Source organism: Phyllobacterium sp. SL163, from assembly GCF_049896885.1.
Lineage (GTDB): Bacteria > Pseudomonadota > Alphaproteobacteria > Rhizobiales > Rhizobiaceae > Phyllobacterium > Phyllobacterium calauticae.
The window spans coordinates 72,989-89,310 of the sequence record NZ_JAFCVE010000012.1; the positions used below are offsets into that span (position 1 = coordinate 72,989).

Here is a 16,322-nt window from a genome sequence, read left to right on the forward strand (position 1 = left end):
ATTCAATATATCTATAAATCTGGATATATGGAAAAAGAAAACACCATTGGAGCCTTTTCGGCTCTCGCGCAACCCTCGCGCATGGATGCGTTCAAGCTGATCGTGATGCATGAGCCCGAGGGGATCGCTGCCGGGGAAATCGCCCGTATTCTCGATGTTCCTCAGAACACCATGTCGACACATCTCGCGATCCTGTCACGCGCCGGGTTGATCGCTTCGGCGCGCCAGAGCCGTTCCATTATCTACAGAGCCAATTTCGGCAAGCTGCGCGCCGCCATCAACTATCTCCTGAAGGATTGCTGCGCGGGCCACCCGGACATTTGCGCGCCGCTCATCGCCGACATTGTTCCCTGTTGCCCGCCCGAGGAAAACGCAATGCTTGAACGCGTCCGGTCTGATGCGATCATGGCCAAAGCAGAAAGGACCGTCTGATGACCGTCACCGTTTATCACAATCCATCCTGTGGCACCTCCCGCAATGTCCTGGCGTTGATACGCAATGCAGGCATTGAACCGACCGTCATCGAGTATTTGAAGACGCCGCCCGCCCGACAGGAATTGAAAGACTTGATCCGCAGGGCAGGGCTGACCGTGCGCGAGGCCATCCGCGAAAAAGGAACGCCTTATGCGGAACTGGGACTGAATGATCTGTCCTTGAATGACGAGCAGCTGTTGGACGCCATGGAGGCCCATCCGATCCTGATCAATCGCCCCTTTGTCGTTACGGAAAAGGGCGTGCGTCTTGCCCGGCCATCCGAAGCGGTCCTCGATATCCTGCCGAGCCCGCAAAAAGGTGCGTTCGCCAAGGAAGACGGCGAAGTCGTCATCGACAGTGAGGGAAAGCGCATTGTCTGATTTGCCCAATGCCGTGTCGAGCGTCCTGCACATTCCGGACGCTGAAAAGCTGTCTGCATCATTCTCGGCGCACCGTCCGCGCATCCTTCTGCTTTACGGCTCCCTCCGAAAAGTGTCCTACAGCCGTTCTCTGACCCAGGAGGCAGCGCGTCTGCTGGAGCATTTCGGGGCGGAAACCCGCATTTTCGATCCGGCTGGCCTGCCTTTGCCTGACGATGCGCCGGTTGATCATCCAAAAGTCCGGGAGCTGCGCGACCTCTCGCTTTGGTCGGAGGGGCAGGTATGGACCAGTCCCGAACGGCACGGTGCGATGACCGGCGTCATGAAATCGCAGATCGACTGGATACCCCTAGCCATGGGCGCGATCCGCCCCACGCAGGGGCGGACGCTGGCGGTCATGCAGGTGTCCGGCGGATCGCAGTCGTTCAATGCGGTCAATCAGATGCGGGTGCTCGGCCGCTGGATGCGCATGATCACGATCCCGAACCAGTCGTCAGTCGCCAAGGCCTATCAGGAGTTTGATGAAAACGGCCGCATGAAACCATCCGCCTATTATGACCGCGTTGTCGATGTGATGGAGGAATTGGTCAAATTCACGCTGCTGACGCGTGATGTCTCCGGCTATCTCACCGATCGCTACAGTGAGCGAAAGGAAGATGCGGCGGCGCTTGAAAAGAGAGTTGCGCTGAAGTCGGCTGTTTAACGCATCATCTGGCGGGCTGATGTCCATCACATCGATATCTTGCTCCGTGCCGGCCCTGGAAGCATTCAGGCTGCTTCAATGTCTCGGCCCATATTGATCTGAAGCCCAAGATGTCGGGAACCTTTTGCCGCAAATATCATCTATGATGGCCAGAGGAGTTCAGGATGATGGTATTACCGGCAAAGACAGAGTCCCCATCCGGTCATGGGGACGATGTCGAACTTGTTCGGCGTGCGCTGATCAGGGATGCCGATGCTTTCCGCATAATAATGCGGACGCATAATCGCCGGCTTTACCGAATTGCCCGCGGCGTCATTCGGGATGACAGCGAAGCCGAGGATATCGTTCAGGAAGCCTATTGCTCCGCCTTCTCTCATCTCGACCAGTTCCGGGGTGAATCCTCACTCGCAACCTGGCTTTCCCGCATTGTCGTCAATGAAGCTTTGGGGCGTTTGCGCAAAAAGCGGCGTGCGCCGGATCTTGCGGCTTCGACGAGCCGGAATTCAGACACGCGGATCATTCCGTTTCCCATTAAAACAGGTGAAGACCCGGAGCGGTTAATGGCACAGCGGCAGATTTTGCAAATGGTTGAACGGGCAACCGATGCTCTTCCCGACGTGTACAGGACTGTTTTTATCGCGCGCGTGATCGAGGGGCTCAGTCAGGAGGAGACAGCGCAGGTGCTCGGGATCAGAGTGGAGACGGTCAAGACACGTCTGCATCGTGCTCGTGCGCTCGTACGCAAACAGTTGGACGACCAGATTGGCCCGGTCCTGGTGGATGCCTTTCCATTCGCTGGACAGCGCTGCGCCCGCTTGACAGCCGCAGTCATGAAGCAGCTCGGCTTCATCGAGTGAGCTCGGGGAACCTTTTTCGCTGTTCCACATCAAATGGCTGTCAGTTGAAAAAAACGACCCGGATATTCCTCCGGGTGAAGGAGGTATTATGTTCTCTCGAACAATGACGGCCCTGGCTGTTCTTTCCCTGTTGGGCAGCGCTTCGCTCGCTCATGCGGCAGACAAGCCAACCGACCCGCAAATTGCGCACATTGCCTATACGGCGGGCATCATCGATATCGAAGCTGCGAAACAGGCGATTGCCAAATCAAAAAACAAGGACGTTGTTGCATTTGCCAGGGACATGGTGCGCGATCATGAAGCGGTCAACACGCAAGCTCTCGCATTGGTCAAAAAGCTGAAGGTCACGCCCGAGGACAACGATACCAGCCGTTCGCTCGTCAAGGCGGCCACCGCCGAACGCGCCAAGCTGGACAAGTTCGACGGTACCGCCTTTGACAAGGCCTATGTAACCAACGAGGTGACCTATCACAAGCAGGTCAATGGCGCGCTTGAAACCTTGCTCATTCCTTCAGCAAAAAATGCTGAGCTTAAAAGCCTGCTGGAAACTGGACTAAAAATCTTCCAGGGACATGAACAGCACGCCGAACATGTTGCGGCCGGGCTCAAATAGGGCAGACCGATGGCGTCGCAACTCAAGGCATGGATCTCGATTGTCCTGATACTGGGTATGGGGTCCATTCCTGCCAGGGCGGAAACAATACGGGTCACGATCGAGAAAATGGTGTTTACCCCAGCCGTCATCGCCGCAAAAATTGGCGACAGCATCGAATGGATCAACAAGGATATCGTGGATCATACGGCAACAGTGAAAGGCGGATGGGATGTCGTGATCACCTCGGGCAAAGCGGCAACGCTCCAGCTTGAGCAGGCAGGGTCGGTTGACTTCTATTGCCGCTTTCATCCCAACATGAAGGGGCGCGTTACCGTGACTCGCTAGTTTTCAAGGTTGCAGAAAAATAACCGGACGGATCCCGGCTGTCCTTGGCGCAGGGAACAACCGGTCAATGAGACGTCATAGCGCCGATCTGCCCGGGCGGATTGGCGAAGTCCTCATGGATGAGCTCGGCAGAACCGGGTATCGGTTTTCCTTTGTGGTCAAAACGCAACACAACCATGTAGTCGAAAACATCGTCGGGCCATTGCCCGCCGGGTAACAGCGTCGACGGATCGCCCCCCAATGCTTCGATGAGCTGCGAGAGTGTGCCGTGATGCCAGGCAATGAGCACCGATTTGCCGTGCGGCTCGGTTCTCAAAGCCTTGGTAAGGCCGGTCAGATCCTTGTTGCCGAATCGCAGATCGATAGGCAGCCCCAGCGCTTGGCTCAGAGGCTCCAGGGTCAGCCGTTCGCGGGCACTGTTCTTGGAATCTGCGGTCGCAATCAGCGTGTCGGGCCGGAATGGACGGCCGTCGAGCGTCAGGTGCTGAAAATACGCGCTATAGGCCTGCGCCCGTTTTTCACCAGCCGGAGAGAGACCTGTTCCGCTGTCCGGCTTTTCTCCATGGCGGATAATGGCAATTGTCGCATCGGCGAGACCGGTCGTCTTGCCTTCGAAAGCAAATCCGCTGGCACAGAGCAACGCGTTCGAGCCGATCAGGATCGTCATGACCAGAGCCAGACACCTCGCGTATTTGTTCTGCATGATGGAAAAAACTCTCAGGGGCATTTTCGTTTCCTCCATCAGGCGCATTCAAGATGCGGCTCATCTCCTGTCCGTTTTTCCATTCTATGCGCTGCGATCAGGTTTTCATATGCTGTTCTGCCAGAATGGCTCAAACATCACCGTCGTGCCCATTGGGCCTACAACAGGTGCGCTCAGAAACTTGAGAAATATTGGGGCCTGAACCGATTTTCAGGTGGCCGACGGTTTTGATGCCAGAATATCAACCATCCGAATATCGGGTGGCGTGGCAAAGAGTTCGTCGGCCCGTCCCATCAGCAGCTTGGCGAGATCGCCGGCAAGGTGTGCATCGCGCGCACCGGCAGTGTTGAATGTGTCAAAGATCGCGAATGACGATGGACCGCTGCGCACAGCAAACCACGACACCGTATCACGCTCCTTGTTGACGATGGCCAGCCCTGCAATGAGGAAAGACTCCACATCATCTTCCTTGCCTGCTTTTGCTTCAAGCGAGACATAGAGACCATATTTTACCATGGGATTGTCCTTTCCTGCCGTCCGTTGAAACTGGCCCCTATTCATATCACATTAGCAGGGGCCAGCCGACTGTTCCCTTCGTACCGGGAACCGGAAACGGATTTACATCTTGGGCAACAGAACTTTGTCGATGACGTGAATGACACCGTTTGACTGTTTGACGTTGGCGATCGTCACATTGGCAACCGTGCCGTTTTCATCGGTCAAAGTCAGCTTGTCGCCCTTGTATTTTGCGGTCCACACGCAACCGCCAACGGTCTTGACCGGGTGCGCGCCCTTGTCATCATCGACCATCTTCATGATGGCCTTCGAATCCGCATTGGCGGCGACGACATGGCAGGTCAGAATCTTGGTAAGCTTGTCCTTGTTTTCAGGTTTCAGCAAGGTTTCGACCGTGCCCTTGGGCAGCGCGTCAAATGCTGCATTGGTTGGTGCAAAGACAGTGAAGGGACCCTTGCCCTGCAAAGTTTCGACAAGCCCTGCTGCCTTGACGGCTGCGACGAGTGTGGTGTGATCTTTGGAGTTCACGGCGTTTTCAATGATGTTTTTATTTTCGTACATGGGTGCACCGCCGACCATGGGATTCTCCGCAAACGCGGCTCCCGAAATCAACACAGATGCGAGTGCAACCAGGCGAATGGAATTGGTGAACATTTCTCTCTCCACTGTTTTTTCCCTTTGATTGGGAAGCGCCGGAGTTACGAGCGGCTTTTCAAATTAGTTTCAGCGGGGATCGAATAAGGGGACATTCACGGGGAAGAAGCGTGCTAATGGCCGGGAGAATCTTTACGGGTGTTCGCATAGGCAACCAGCGCCTGTTGCCGCGCTGCTTGATGGTCAACGATGGGATGAGGGTAGTTCTGGCCCAGAACAATGCCCGCCTCGTTCAAAATGTTCTCGGGTGCGAGCCAAGGTGCGTGCAGATATTTGTCGGAAAGATTTTTCAGCTCCGGAACAAATTCCCGCACATAGGCGCCCAATGAATCGAACTTGGCGCCCTGCAACATAGGATTGAAAATCCGGAAATAAGGCGCGGCATCTGCACCCGATCCTGCAACCCATTGCCAACTGGCGGCATTGCTGGCGGGGTCGGCATCCACAAGCGTATCCCAGAACCACGCTTCGCCCTTGCGCCAGTCGATGCGCAGATGCTTGATCAGAAATGATGCGGTGATCATGCGGACCCGATTGTGCATCCAGCCTGTTTTCCAGAGTTGGCGCATGCCGGCATCGACGATCGGATAACCCGTCCGGCCCTGTTGCCATGCCTTGAGATCATCGGCCTTGTTCTGCCAGGCGAAGCCATCAAACGATGCATTGTAGTTCTTCGTCGCAAGCGCGGGATTGTTGAACAGCAGATGGTAGGAAAATTCCCGCCAGCCGATTTCCCGGCGGAATTTATCCACATCCTTGCCATCCCGTGCAAGGCTTGGTGATTTCAGGGCATGCCATATCTGGAACGGTGTGATCTCACCGTGGGCAAGATGGGGGGAAAGCCTTGAGGTTGCTTCGATGGCAGGCTTGTCCCGATCATGATCGTAGCCGCCAATAGCGCCGCCGAGAAAGGCGGCAAGCTTTTCCTGTGCGCCGTTTTCCCCCGGTGTCCAATCCTCGGCAAAGTCCTTCGCCCAGTCGGGTTTTTCAGGCAGAAGCGCCCAGTCGTTCAGGCGCTCCGAATCCATCGATTCATGATATGGCTCCAGCGTTCGCGGTGCTGGAACCGGGTCACGTGGTTCCGGACCTGCCGTCAAAGCCCGCCAGAACGGCGAATAGACGCGATAGAACCCGCCTGTGCCGGTTTTGAACAAGAACGGCTCATGCAGGAGATGCCCGTCAAAGCTTTCTGCCGATATGCCACGGCGGGTGAGTTCGGATTTGAGGCTGGTGTCCGTCCTCACGCCAGGGGGATCGTACCGCCTGTTCCACAGAACCATGTCGGCGCCTGTGTCGTCCAGCAACCGATCAACAATAGTCTGCGTCGCCCCGCGTTTGAGAACAAGGTTCGCGCCAAGAACCCCGAGCGACGCTGAAAGTGCAGCCAGTGAGTGGTGCAGCCACCATTGGCGCGCGCCGCCAACAGGCCGTGATGCTTCGGTGTCCCCCTCATCCCAAACGAATACGGGAATGACTGGTTTACCAGTGTTTGCGGCTGCATACAGGGCACGATTGTCGCTGATCCGCAGATCGTTTCTGAAGAGGACAATGACGGGGAAACGGGTGGCCGATGATTGCTGTTCAGTCATGTATGCCTGTTATTTTGAGAACTGTGTATCCGATTCCGTTCGGCGCGGAATGATTGTCCGGGTTTGAACAGGCGTCCGCGGCCGGGGTCTGCATTTGACACCCTTGACCCAGATCCATAGGGCTTCCCAATGGATGCCTGCAATGACCTTGAGAGTCAGCAGGGGATAGCCGAGAAACAGTTTCAGCAACTGGCCGTCGCTGAATTCCTGCCGCTTGCCTGAAAAGGCTGTTGCGATGATGAGCCCGTCCCTGTCGCTCGCGTTGATGACAACCGATGCTGTATCGGCTGGCCGGGTGATGGTGAAATCATAGTCCAGCGCCATCTCCATGAAGGGCGAAACGTAGAATTCCTTGCCGCATTCCTGATGCAACGGCTTGCCGTCGTCCGTATCGCCCAGCGGAAAAACGTAGCTGTGACGCTGACCGAACGTGTTGTTGACCTCGTAGATCAGTACCTTCAGCCTGCCGTTCCTATCATGGCAGAAATAGACGCTCAGCGGGTTGAACACATAGCCAAGTATTCTGGGCATGGTCATCAGCTTGATGGGCCCACCATCGGGCACCATGCCGGCATCCCGCAGATGGTCCTCCACATAACCGCGCAGGTCAGGACACCGCGCTGCCGAATCAAACTTGGAGCCGTGGTCGCCATCGAAGAAACCGAAGAGATTGAACCGGTTGTGGGAGAACAACCGGCTGGCGCGCGCGATACCTTCGATCTCGTCAATATCGAGCAGCATGTAGAACATGCGGTAACGCAGAAAATGCTGTTTGGGGCGCAGGCGCCTATGGGTAACCCTGCCAGTGTAGATCGCCGAGCGGAAGGCATTCATGCCGCGACCCCGATTGGTTCGGGGCGGCTCTGGCGATAGATGCGCCCGGATTCATCGGCAACCTTCCAGGGTCTGCGCGCGCCGCCGAGATCTTCCGCCACCGCAAGGCCCGCTTGCAATCCGTCTTCGTGGAAGCCCGCGCCAAAATAGGCGCCGCAGTACCAGGTGCTGCGCTGTCCCTGCATCTGCCAGAGCTGTTTTTGCGCCTGCATCGCCGCTCCGTCAAAAATCGGGTGGGTATAGGTTTCCCGGTGCAGGATTTTTTGCGCATCCGGCTGATGCTGCGGATTGAGCGTGACGAAGAACTGACGGTCGGTTTCGAGCGGCTGCAATCGGTTCATCCAGTAAGTCACACACAGCTGGTGGCCCGGACCGGCAGCTTCCCGGCGCTGTCCCAGATAGTTCCAGCTGGACCAGACGGCACGCCGTTTGGGCATGAGTGTGTCGTCTTCATGCAGAACAGCATGGTTCACCGAATAGCGGAACGCGGAAAGAAGATTGGCTTCCAGGGGTGTCGCGTCGGACAGCAAAGCCAGCGATTCATCGGCGTGGCCGGCCAGGACAACGTGATCGAAAACCCGGGTAACACCATGGATGTCGGTTACCGCGGCGCTGTCTCTGCCGCGACGGATGGATGCGGCGGCGCATCCGGTCTGGATGCGGTCCCTGTAACCTGCCGTGAGGCGATCGACATAGGCGCGGCTGCCGCCCTTGACGGTACGCCATAGCGGCCGGTTGGCCAGTTTCAGCAGGCCGTGATTATCGCAAAAGCGGATAAACGCCTCCGCTGGATACTCGAGCAATGCCGATGCCGGCGCCGACCAGATGGCGGCTGCCATGGGCAGGAGGTGATCGTCGCGGAAGGCGCGGCCATATCCCTCCCGTTCCAGAAATTCACCCAGAGCGAGCAAACCGAGTTTGCCCGCGTGGGCCGGAGTTTCGCGATAGAAGCGCAGGAGATCGCGCAGCATCATCCAGAAACGCGGGTTGAACAGGTTGCGCTGCTGGGCAAACAGGCCGCTGAATCCGGTGCCGGAATACTCCAGCTTGCCGTCGTCGAGCGATACCGCAAAGGACATGTCCGACGCCGCTGTTTCCACGCCGAGATGGTCGAGCAGGGCAGTCAGATTCGGATAGGTATGTTCATTGAAAACGATGAAACCGGTATCAACCGGAATGGGGCTTCTGTCTGTCTGGCCGACAAGGAATGTATTGCTGTGACCACCCACGCGCAGCTCCCGTTCGAAAACGGTCACGTCATGATTCTGGGAAAGAAGCCATGCGGCGGACATGCCCGCAATACCCGATCCTATGACAGCAATTTTCAACGATGTTCTCCCGTACTCATCATGTGGAAACAACACGGATCGGGATGATCAGACGTTGTTTCTTGCAGCATCAGTGCATACGGTGGAAATACGGAATTGGATCAGGATTAGTTTCGGTGCTGATCCGATTGCGGCGCATCTGCGTATTGAGCGGTATGAATGGCCTCGCAACCTTTACCTTCGGCGATTTCCACAGGATATGGCAGCGTTTTGGACGCGGTCGGTTTTCGTATGCCGGAACAAAGCCGGCAATCAGGCGTACCGTTCAGACAATGACCGGGCCGGCCGATTATTCCGCAAAAATCCTTCGTATCGCGCAGCGCAGTGACAAGGCGGCTTTCGCCGAACTTTTCGGCTATTATGCGCCGCGTATCAAAGGGTTTTTCATGCGCGGCGGCATGGCGCCGGGACAGGCCGAGGAACTGGCGCAGGAAACTATGCTGATGCTCTGGCGCAAGGCATCTCTGTTCGATCCTGCCAAAGCATCCGCTTCCACCTGGATTTTCACGATTGCGCGAAACCTGAGGGTCGATGCGATCCGGCGCGAGCGTTATCCCGCGGCGCATCTCATGGAAGAACATGAACCGGATTTTGAACCTTCTCCGTCAGAGATGCTGCTGCGGCTGGAAGGCGAAACGCTGGTGCGCACGGCCATGCAGAAATTATCGCCAGAACAGATGAGCGTCATCCAACTGCACTATTTTGACGACAAGCCGCACAGTGAGATCGCCCGGACGCTGGATTTGCCGCTCGGAACCGTCAAATCCCGGTTGCGTCTGGCGATGCAGCATCTCAGAAACCTGCTGGGCGAGGAATGAGCTGACATGACCCATCGCCCTTCCGATGAAATTCTGATGGCCTATGCCGCGGGCAGTCTTGCCCAGGGACCGGCGCTCGTTGTCGCGGCACATTTGTCGCTCTGCCCGGACAGTGCCGACCGCGTGCGGCAGTTCGAGGCGGTGGGTGGTATGGCGCTCGAGGATGTGCCCGTTGCGGAAATGGCAGCAGATGCCCTGGAACAGGTTCTTGCGCGTCTTGATACGCCATCATCCTTGCCGGTCACGCCGCAGGTCCGGCATCTTGCCGCCTTGCCGGATGGTCTGGTTCTGCCGTCACCGTTGGAGCAATATGACATGGGCAAATGGAAGTTCCTGGCGCCGGGCGTGCAGTGGAGTTCGATTGGCAGAGGTGGTGCGCCCCGCAATCGGCCGATGCTGCTGCGCGCGAAGCCCGGAATGGTGCTGCCGGAACACACCCATAGAGGTGTCGAATACACGCTGGTGCTCAAGGGGACGTTGCACGATGCGCTGGGTGATTATTATCCGGGCGATCTAGTTGTCGCCGATGCCAGTCTTGAACATGAGCCCAAGGCGGGGCCTGACGAAGAATGCATCTGTCTGGCCGTGGTGGATGGGCGTTTGCAATTGAAGAGTGTGCTCGGCCGCCTCGTTCAACCATTGCTTGGATTTTAACGTGTTGCGTCAGCTGCTGACACTTTTGACGGTTGTAACGCTGGTTGGATGTTCGGCCGGAAAAATGCTCGATATCACGACGTCATCGGGCGGAGCGTCTGTTACCCGGAACATTGGCTACGGCGGGGATCCCCGGCAGGCGCTTGATGTCTACGAGCCCAAAAATATCAGCGCGGCGCCCATGGCAATTTTCTTTTACGGCGGCACCTGGCAAAGCGGGGATAAGGCAACATACGCTTTTGTGGCTTCGGCGCTGGCCGCCCGAGGTATCGTTACGGTGGTTCCGGATTACCGGCTGTATCCTGGCGTGCGTTACCCGGCCTTCCTTCAGGATGGGGCTGCCGCGGTCCGCTGGGCTAAGGATCACGGTAGGACCTATGGCGGAGATCCCAACAAAATCTATCTCATCGGGCATTCGGCCGGCGCCTACATCGCCGCCATGCTGGCATTGGACAAGAGGTGGCTTGGCGAGCAGAAGCTTGATCCGGCGCGTGATCTGCAGGGGTTTGTCGGTATTTCCGGACCGTATGATTTTCTGCCGTTCGACGATAAAATCGTGGCCGACATTTTCAGCCCGGCGCGGACGCCAGAATCAACGCAGCCGGTCAATCAGGTTCGACCCGGCAATCCGCCGGTACTCCTGCTGCACGGGCAGAGCGACGATGTTGTCTATCCGCGCAACAGCATGGCGCTTGCGAAGAAACTGCGGTCTGTCGGGTCTTCGGTCCAGACGAAGCTTTATCCGGGTGTCGGTCACATCGGCATTATCGGAGCGATGGGATCGCCGATCCGCTTCATTGCGCCGACGCTGCGCGATACCGTTGATTTCATTCTTGGGCATGGGGGGAACGACAGATCATGACCGGCGCGCTGTCAGGCTTTCCGGCATCCCCACTTCAAAGGCGGAGTGCGAGGACATAAGTCGCCTGTCAAACCGTGGCCAGCCACCACCGTGTGAACAGAAGACTGAGGGTTGCGCATAGACCCGATGCGAAGGTGCCCCAGCCCATATCGACAATCGTCACCGTCGTGGACCATTGTTTGAGTGTCGCCTGATTGGTCAGATCATAGGTCGCATAGGCCGTGAAGCCGAAAAGCGCCCCATAGACGAGAGCGGTTGTCCAGCGGCCGTTTTCCAATGCGGGGCTGACCGCGAAGATCACGATACCCGCGACAAAGATCAGATAGAAGGCAATTGCCGCGGGATAGTTGGCCTGTGTGCCAATGACATCGGGAATCCGGTTGCGGTAGAAGCCGTTTGCCATGATGCTGAGCCAGACAAAATCGACCGCAAGAAACAGCGCCGCTGTCGAGAGATAGGCGATGACGTATTTGAGCATGAAAGTTTCCTTTCTGCCTCATACGCTGGCGCCCTTTGGATGGATCATCCATGTCGGGATAAAGTGAGCTGCGTCTTCACGTCACAATCGTGATCAGGGACGGCGGCATTTCGTGTGAACAGAGCATGTGAGATTCGTAAGATTCCGACTGAGACGAAGAGTTTCGCGCGTCAGGGGTTGAGCGGTGGCAGTGCTGGCTTCTCGTGCTTCACGTCAAGCCGCCTGCCGTTGCCGTCACGCCACGAGAAAATGGCGGAAGCCAGTTCATTCATAGTGATTTTGGAGTTCACCACAGTATCCGAACGGTATAAATCCGCTTCAAAAGCCTCAAGTGATTTTAGAATTTCCTGATCCTGTGTAGCGGCTGCCCAGGCCGCAATGCTCTTGTATCCGGCACTTGTCGTCCAGGTTCCCAGAGCGGCATAGGCCGCAGACGGATCGTCCGAGTTCAAGGCGAGATAGAGCTGCCGGAACCTGGCGGGTTCCGATCGTTCAAGCATCTTTCGGCGCGCATCCATCCATTTGAACAGGCGCGGCAATGCGATCCAACACAACCAGGTGGCCAAAGCTGCTGCAGACAAGATTATCCCGGCAAGCACTATTGTACGCAGCGAAGGTACACGCGACGATTGCGGTTGTGCCGGCGTATCCGGAATGATTGCATTCGTCGTCGCGGGAGCCGCCTTCACAGTGAGCGCAATGGTGGAAAGCCTGGCCTGCTGGCGACTGGTTTTGCCCGTATCGTACCAGTCGATGGAAAGGCCCGGAATGATCAGGCTGCCTTCGCGCTCTACGACGTAAGTGACACTGTCGGTCCGCCTGCTGCCGGATCCGTTACCGGCTCCCTTGATGCCGTTCTCCAAACGCGGCGGTTTGACGTACATCCTGACCCCGGCCGGCGTTTCAAAATGCGGTTGAGGCAACATCATTGCCTGCGTTCCCCCGGCCGTTTGTGACACGGTTCGCACCAGGGTGTCGCCGACTGTCAGTTTGCCGGCGTCGCTGTCCAAGGTCTGTGACAGCTCGAGACTGGTCGCGACAAGGATGGGTCCGGCGTTGCCGCTGCCGGGCACTTCATTCACATGAAACCTCGCGGGCGGAAGCGACACTTTCGCCGTGACCGACTGACCCGGCACGGCGGCGTAGCCGAATTCTATGTCTGCGGTCGGCAATGTGTAGTCGCCCGCCAATTGCGGAATGACGAGATACGTACGGCGGATTCCCGAATATTGCGCTCCGTCCTTGACGACGTTGAGGTTCTGGGCGCGCCCGTCGGAGAGTGTGACAATCGCATTTGGAAGATCGACCGCGGGAAATTGTGGCGGTGCGGTGAAATAATTCGGCACGAAGACATCGATGTCGATCTGGATCTGTTGACCGGCGACCAGGGTACCCTTCGTGGCAACGGTCGCTTCAACAAAAGGGTCGGCGGCGAAAGCGGTATGATGCCAGAACAACACCAGCAAGGCTGCAGCAAGGATTCTCATTTCGCACCCCGCGCCGCTTCGAGTGCAAATTTCCGCGCCAGCAGCTGTGCCGGGCTGACCACAATGTTCTTCATCCAGATATCCGCCGCCTGTTCCGCGATATCGACCTCTCCCTCTTTCCCCTGTTTACCCTTTTCATCGAATTGGATCTGATCCGGATCGTCATCCGGATCCCGTGGCTCTTCGCTCTCATCCTTCTTTTTGCGCGCTGCAAGCCGCTCGGCAACGGCAAGGTTACCCTTGGCCGCTATCCAGTCCTTGCGCACCGCCAGCGCTTTTTCATATGCGGCAACAGCCGCATCATATTTTCCAAGCTGCATGAGGCAATTGCCTTGATTGAACCAGCTTTCGGGCGTGTTTTCGCGTGCGAATGCGTTTATCGCCTCGTCAAATTTCCTGGCACGGTATAGCGACGCTCCTTTCCAGGCCGGATCGGCAAATGTTTCGGCAGCGTCCGGAAAATCCCCGCGTTGATAGGCAAGGCGGCCCTGTTGGTCTCGGGTGAGCCAAGCGTCGACAAACCAGTTGTCAGCGGCACGAGCCGTATCCGTGCTGGTGATCATATGGAAGGCAAGGATGGCCCCCGTCCATCGGATGCCCCCGCCACGCCGGAACGTGAAAGCGGCAAGCAGGGCGATCGGGATCGTCAGCCACCAACCGAAATCCCGCCACCGGGTTTGGCCGGCATCCGACCGCTGTTCAAAATGCGTCCGGATGTGTTGGGCAATCCAATGCACGTCGCTGTCGTCCGCCGTGTAGGTGGCGACGCTGGTTTCGCTGTTGCGCAACTCTCTCAAAGCATCAATGTCGAGTTTGGCAAAGATGCGGTTGCCATTGGCATCATTGGCAAAGCTGCCGTCGGCGGTCTTGACCGGACCCCCTTGCGCAGTGCCGATGCCGAGAATGACGAGCCCGCTTCGCCGCTTCGATTGAACAGCTGCACGTGAGCCGGAATCGATACCGTCGGTCATTAAAAGGATCGTGCCGGATGCTTCTTCATCGGCCAGCGTTTTTTCTGCCAGTTCCAGCGCGGCCGCGGTGTTCCGGCCGCCGACCGGCATGATGGGCGTGACCAGGGAATTCACATAGGTCCGGATAAGCGAAGCGTCCTCCGTCAGCGGCAGCACGAGATGAGCCGATCCTGCATAGGCGATCACAGCGGTCCTGGCCGCCGGGCGCAATGCCAGTATGTCGTCAATCTTCAGCTTGGCCCTTTCCAGCCGCGACGGTGTCACGTCAATCGCATCCATTGTCCGCGAGAGGTCGATTGCGACAACAAGGGCGGCGGCATCCTGCACAAACGGCGGCAGTTCCTTTTGCCAGGTCGGCCCCGACAGCGCGATTGCCGATATGGCCATCAGCATTGCCATCCAATGATAGGGGCGGATGCCGCCGCGATGTTCCCTGCCGGAAATCAGATGATCGAGCAATTCCGGTACAATCATGCCGCGCCACTTTATTCTCATGTCACCTTGCCGCGCCGCCAGCCAAAGGAACAGCATCGCCGCCGGAATGCCGGTCAGCCACCACGGCCGCAGGAAGTGGAAGTCGGCGATCATGACTGCGCTCCACCGGGTAATTCCCGGCGCCTCCTGAATTCCGTTCCCAACCATGCGAGCGCATGAAATAGCACCAGGAGAACCAGAGCAGCGCCGAGCGGATAGACAAAAAGCTCGGTCCGCGGCTGCCAGGACAGAATTTTCTGCGTGGCAGGCGTTATCCGGTCCAAGGTCGCATAGACGTTTTCCAGGCTTTTCAAATCCTGCCCGAAGAAATAGCGGCCGCCGGTGGCGTCAGCGATCTTCTGCAGCATGGCCACGTCCAGCTTGTCCTCGCCAACCGCATTCATATCACCAATTCCGATTGTATGGACGGTAATCTTGGCTGTTTTGGCGATATCGGCGGCTTTTGCGGGAGGCATTTTGCTCGCGGTGTCATTCCCGTCGGTCAAAAGCACAAGCACCTTTTCCGGAATGTTCGGATCATTGAACATTTTGATGGCGAGCCCTATCGCATCGCCGAGAGCTGTTCTCGGTCCAGCCATCCCGGGAAGCGAATCCGATATCATCGTCTGAACCGTGGCATGGGCCATCGTGAACGGGGCAAGCGGGTAGGGCGCGTCACCGAAAGCTATCAAACCGATCCGGTCGCCCTGCCGTTTCGACACGAAATCAGCAACAACTTTGCGTACTGCCTCGACGCGAGGCACGAGGGTGCCGTTTGGTTCGCGGAAATCCTTCGTGTCCATGGACTGGGATAAATCGATAGCAAGCATGAGATCCCGCTGCGGTTGCGTCTTCTGCAGCGGCGGCTCGATAAACTGCGGACGGGCAAGCGCAAGGACTATCAGTATCCAGGCGAGGCTTGCGGATAGCGTCTGCAGGACTGACCGTTGCGAAACCAGCGATCCCGTGGTCGGAACAACGCCAGCCGCGCGGGCGACTTCTTCGAAGAAGGGAATGCGGACCGCAGTGGTCTGTTCCTTGTAAGGCGGCACAATCCACCAGATCAGCAGCGGTAAGGGAAGCAGGACAAGCAGCCAGGGATAATCAAGTTGATACATGATGCTTTCCGATCCAGCGGATGGCTGCTTGCCTCAACTGCGAAGCATCCGGGCCCGATGCCGCATGCGCGGACACATATTCCAGTTCCGCAATGAAACGGGCAAGCTCGGGGTCCAGGCTGTGGTTGGGTGCCGCGCGCTCCAGGAAGGTCACCCACTCCTTTCCCGTCAGTGAGGCCACCTGTTGGCGCGGCCACGCGGCAAGCGCGGTCCTTTTCAAGATGACCGGCACATGTCCGGGAAGGTCGGCCATGCTCATCTGTCGTAAGCAGTTGATCGCTTCCCTGCGGTAACGGTTCCTCCGCCACCGCCTTGCCCATCGCCAAATGCTCCATCCAAGCGCAAGGCAGATGGCACCGGCAAGCACGGCCCAGCCCCAGGTTTGCGGCATCCACGACACGTCAGGGGGGAGCGCAATGTCTGCGAGCGTTTTCAGCGCAGTGTTCGTGAGGTCATCGGGCATTGGCGCGAGTTCGGCCATC

General features: G+C 57.5%; 20 protein-coding genes. 9 read left to right on the forward strand and 11 right to left on the reverse strand.

Annotation, left to right across the window (positions count from 1 at the left end; all coding sequences use genetic code 11):
- Positions 1-27 precede the first annotated feature (27 nt).
- From ACP7B1_RS23040 to ACP7B1_RS23065, 6 genes are all read left to right on the forward strand, one after another.
- Positions 28-432, forward strand: a complete 405-nt coding sequence (locus ACP7B1_RS23040; protein ID WP_346305152.1) for a helix-turn-helix domain-containing protein — start codon at positions 28-30, stop codon at positions 430-432.
- Positions 432-854, forward strand: a complete 423-nt coding sequence (gene arsC / locus ACP7B1_RS23045) for an arsenate reductase (glutaredoxin) (RefSeq protein ID WP_346305151.1) — start codon at positions 432-434, stop codon at positions 852-854. Before ACP7B1_RS23040 ends, arsC begins: the two co-directional genes overlap by 1 nt.
- A 1-nt stretch (position 855) precedes the next feature.
- The gene (gene arsH / locus ACP7B1_RS23050) at positions 856-1,557 is read left to right on the forward strand and encodes an arsenical resistance protein ArsH (RefSeq protein ID WP_426137285.1); all 702 of its coding nucleotides are present in this window, start codon (positions 856-858) and stop codon (positions 1,555-1,557) included.
- Positions 1,558-1,721: 164 nt separating this feature from the next.
- The gene (locus tag ACP7B1_RS23055; protein ID WP_346307778.1) at positions 1,722-2,414 is read left to right on the forward strand and encodes an RNA polymerase sigma factor; all 693 of its coding nucleotides are present in this window, start codon (positions 1,722-1,724) and stop codon (positions 2,412-2,414) included.
- A gap of 88 nt (positions 2,415-2,502) precedes the next feature.
- Positions 2,503-3,027, forward strand: coding sequence for a DUF4142 domain-containing protein (locus ACP7B1_RS23060; protein WP_346307777.1), 525 nt, complete (start codon positions 2,503-2,505; stop codon positions 3,025-3,027).
- Between the two features lie 9 nt (positions 3,028-3,036).
- Positions 3,037-3,354, forward strand: coding sequence for a cupredoxin family copper-binding protein (locus tag ACP7B1_RS23065; RefSeq protein ID WP_346307776.1), 318 nt, complete (start codon positions 3,037-3,039; stop codon positions 3,352-3,354).
- Positions 3,355-3,418: 64 nt separating this feature from the next.
- Here ACP7B1_RS23065 and ACP7B1_RS23070 read toward each other — a convergent pair whose 3' ends face one another.
- From ACP7B1_RS23070 to ACP7B1_RS23095, 6 genes are all read right to left on the reverse strand, one after another.
- On the reverse strand, positions 3,419-4,105 hold the full coding sequence (locus ACP7B1_RS23070; RefSeq protein WP_426137277.1) for a flagellar basal body-associated protein FliL: 687 nt from the start codon (positions 4,103-4,105) through the stop codon (positions 3,419-3,421).
- Between the two features lie 162 nt (positions 4,106-4,267).
- Positions 4,268-4,573: an antibiotic biosynthesis monooxygenase gene (locus tag ACP7B1_RS23075; RefSeq protein WP_346307774.1), complete on the reverse strand. Its 306-nt coding sequence runs from the start codon at positions 4,571-4,573 to the stop codon at positions 4,268-4,270.
- Between the two features lie 102 nt (positions 4,574-4,675).
- Positions 4,676-5,227: a fasciclin domain-containing protein gene (locus ACP7B1_RS23080; RefSeq protein ID WP_223615792.1), complete on the reverse strand. Its 552-nt coding sequence runs from the start codon at positions 5,225-5,227 to the stop codon at positions 4,676-4,678.
- 113 nt (positions 5,228-5,340) lie between these two features.
- Positions 5,341-6,816, reverse strand: a complete 1,476-nt coding sequence (locus tag ACP7B1_RS23085; RefSeq protein ID WP_346307773.1) for a deoxyribodipyrimidine photo-lyase — start codon at positions 6,814-6,816, stop codon at positions 5,341-5,343.
- Between the two features lie 9 nt (positions 6,817-6,825).
- The gene (locus ACP7B1_RS23090; protein WP_346307772.1) at positions 6,826-7,650 is read right to left on the reverse strand and encodes a DUF1365 domain-containing protein; all 825 of its coding nucleotides are present in this window, start codon (positions 7,648-7,650) and stop codon (positions 6,826-6,828) included.
- Positions 7,647-8,978, reverse strand: a complete 1,332-nt coding sequence (locus tag ACP7B1_RS23095) for an NAD(P)/FAD-dependent oxidoreductase (protein ID WP_346307771.1) — start codon at positions 8,976-8,978, stop codon at positions 7,647-7,649. The genes ACP7B1_RS23090 and ACP7B1_RS23095 overlap by 4 nt, the downstream gene beginning before the upstream one ends.
- 272 nt (positions 8,979-9,250) lie before the next feature.
- Here ACP7B1_RS23095 and ACP7B1_RS23100 point away from each other — a divergent pair, with 272 nt between their 5' ends.
- Genes ACP7B1_RS23100 through ACP7B1_RS23110 form a run of 3 tightly spaced genes read left to right on the forward strand, consistent with a single transcriptional unit; the run spans position 9,251 to position 11,312 of the window.
- Positions 9,251-9,796, forward strand: coding sequence for a sigma-70 family RNA polymerase sigma factor (locus ACP7B1_RS23100; RefSeq protein WP_346307770.1), 546 nt, complete (start codon positions 9,251-9,253; stop codon positions 9,794-9,796).
- A gap of 6 nt (positions 9,797-9,802) precedes the next feature.
- Positions 9,803-10,450, forward strand: a complete 648-nt coding sequence (locus tag ACP7B1_RS23105) for a ChrR family anti-sigma-E factor (protein ID WP_346307769.1) — start codon at positions 9,803-9,805, stop codon at positions 10,448-10,450.
- A 1-nt stretch (position 10,451) separates the two neighbouring features.
- Complete coding sequence (locus ACP7B1_RS23110) at positions 10,452-11,312, forward strand: alpha/beta hydrolase (RefSeq protein WP_346307768.1); 861 nt, start codon at positions 10,452-10,454, stop codon at positions 11,310-11,312.
- Positions 11,313-11,379: 67 nt separating this feature from the next.
- Here ACP7B1_RS23110 and ACP7B1_RS23115 read toward each other — a convergent pair whose 3' ends face one another.
- The 5 genes from ACP7B1_RS23115 to ACP7B1_RS23135 form a co-directional block, all read right to left on the reverse strand.
- Positions 11,380-11,790, reverse strand: coding sequence for a DUF2177 family protein (locus tag ACP7B1_RS23115; protein WP_346307767.1), 411 nt, complete (start codon positions 11,788-11,790; stop codon positions 11,380-11,382).
- A gap of 170 nt (positions 11,791-11,960) precedes the next feature.
- Positions 11,961-13,277: a BatD family protein gene (locus tag ACP7B1_RS23120; protein ID WP_346307766.1), complete on the reverse strand. Its 1,317-nt coding sequence runs from the start codon at positions 13,275-13,277 to the stop codon at positions 11,961-11,963.
- Positions 13,274-14,836: a VWA domain-containing protein gene (locus tag ACP7B1_RS23125; protein ID WP_346307765.1), complete on the reverse strand. Its 1,563-nt coding sequence runs from the start codon at positions 14,834-14,836 to the stop codon at positions 13,274-13,276. Before ACP7B1_RS23125 ends, ACP7B1_RS23120 begins: the two co-directional genes overlap by 4 nt.
- Entirely contained in the window at positions 14,833-15,840 is a 1,008-nt protein-coding gene (locus ACP7B1_RS23130; protein ID WP_346307764.1) for a VWA domain-containing protein, read from the reverse strand. The genes ACP7B1_RS23125 and ACP7B1_RS23130 overlap by 4 nt, the downstream gene beginning before the upstream one ends.
- Positions 15,827-16,321, reverse strand: a complete 495-nt coding sequence (locus ACP7B1_RS23135; protein WP_346307763.1) for a DUF4381 domain-containing protein — start codon at positions 16,319-16,321, stop codon at positions 15,827-15,829. Before ACP7B1_RS23135 ends, ACP7B1_RS23130 begins: the two co-directional genes overlap by 14 nt.
- Between the last annotated feature and the right edge of the window lies 1 nt (position 16,322).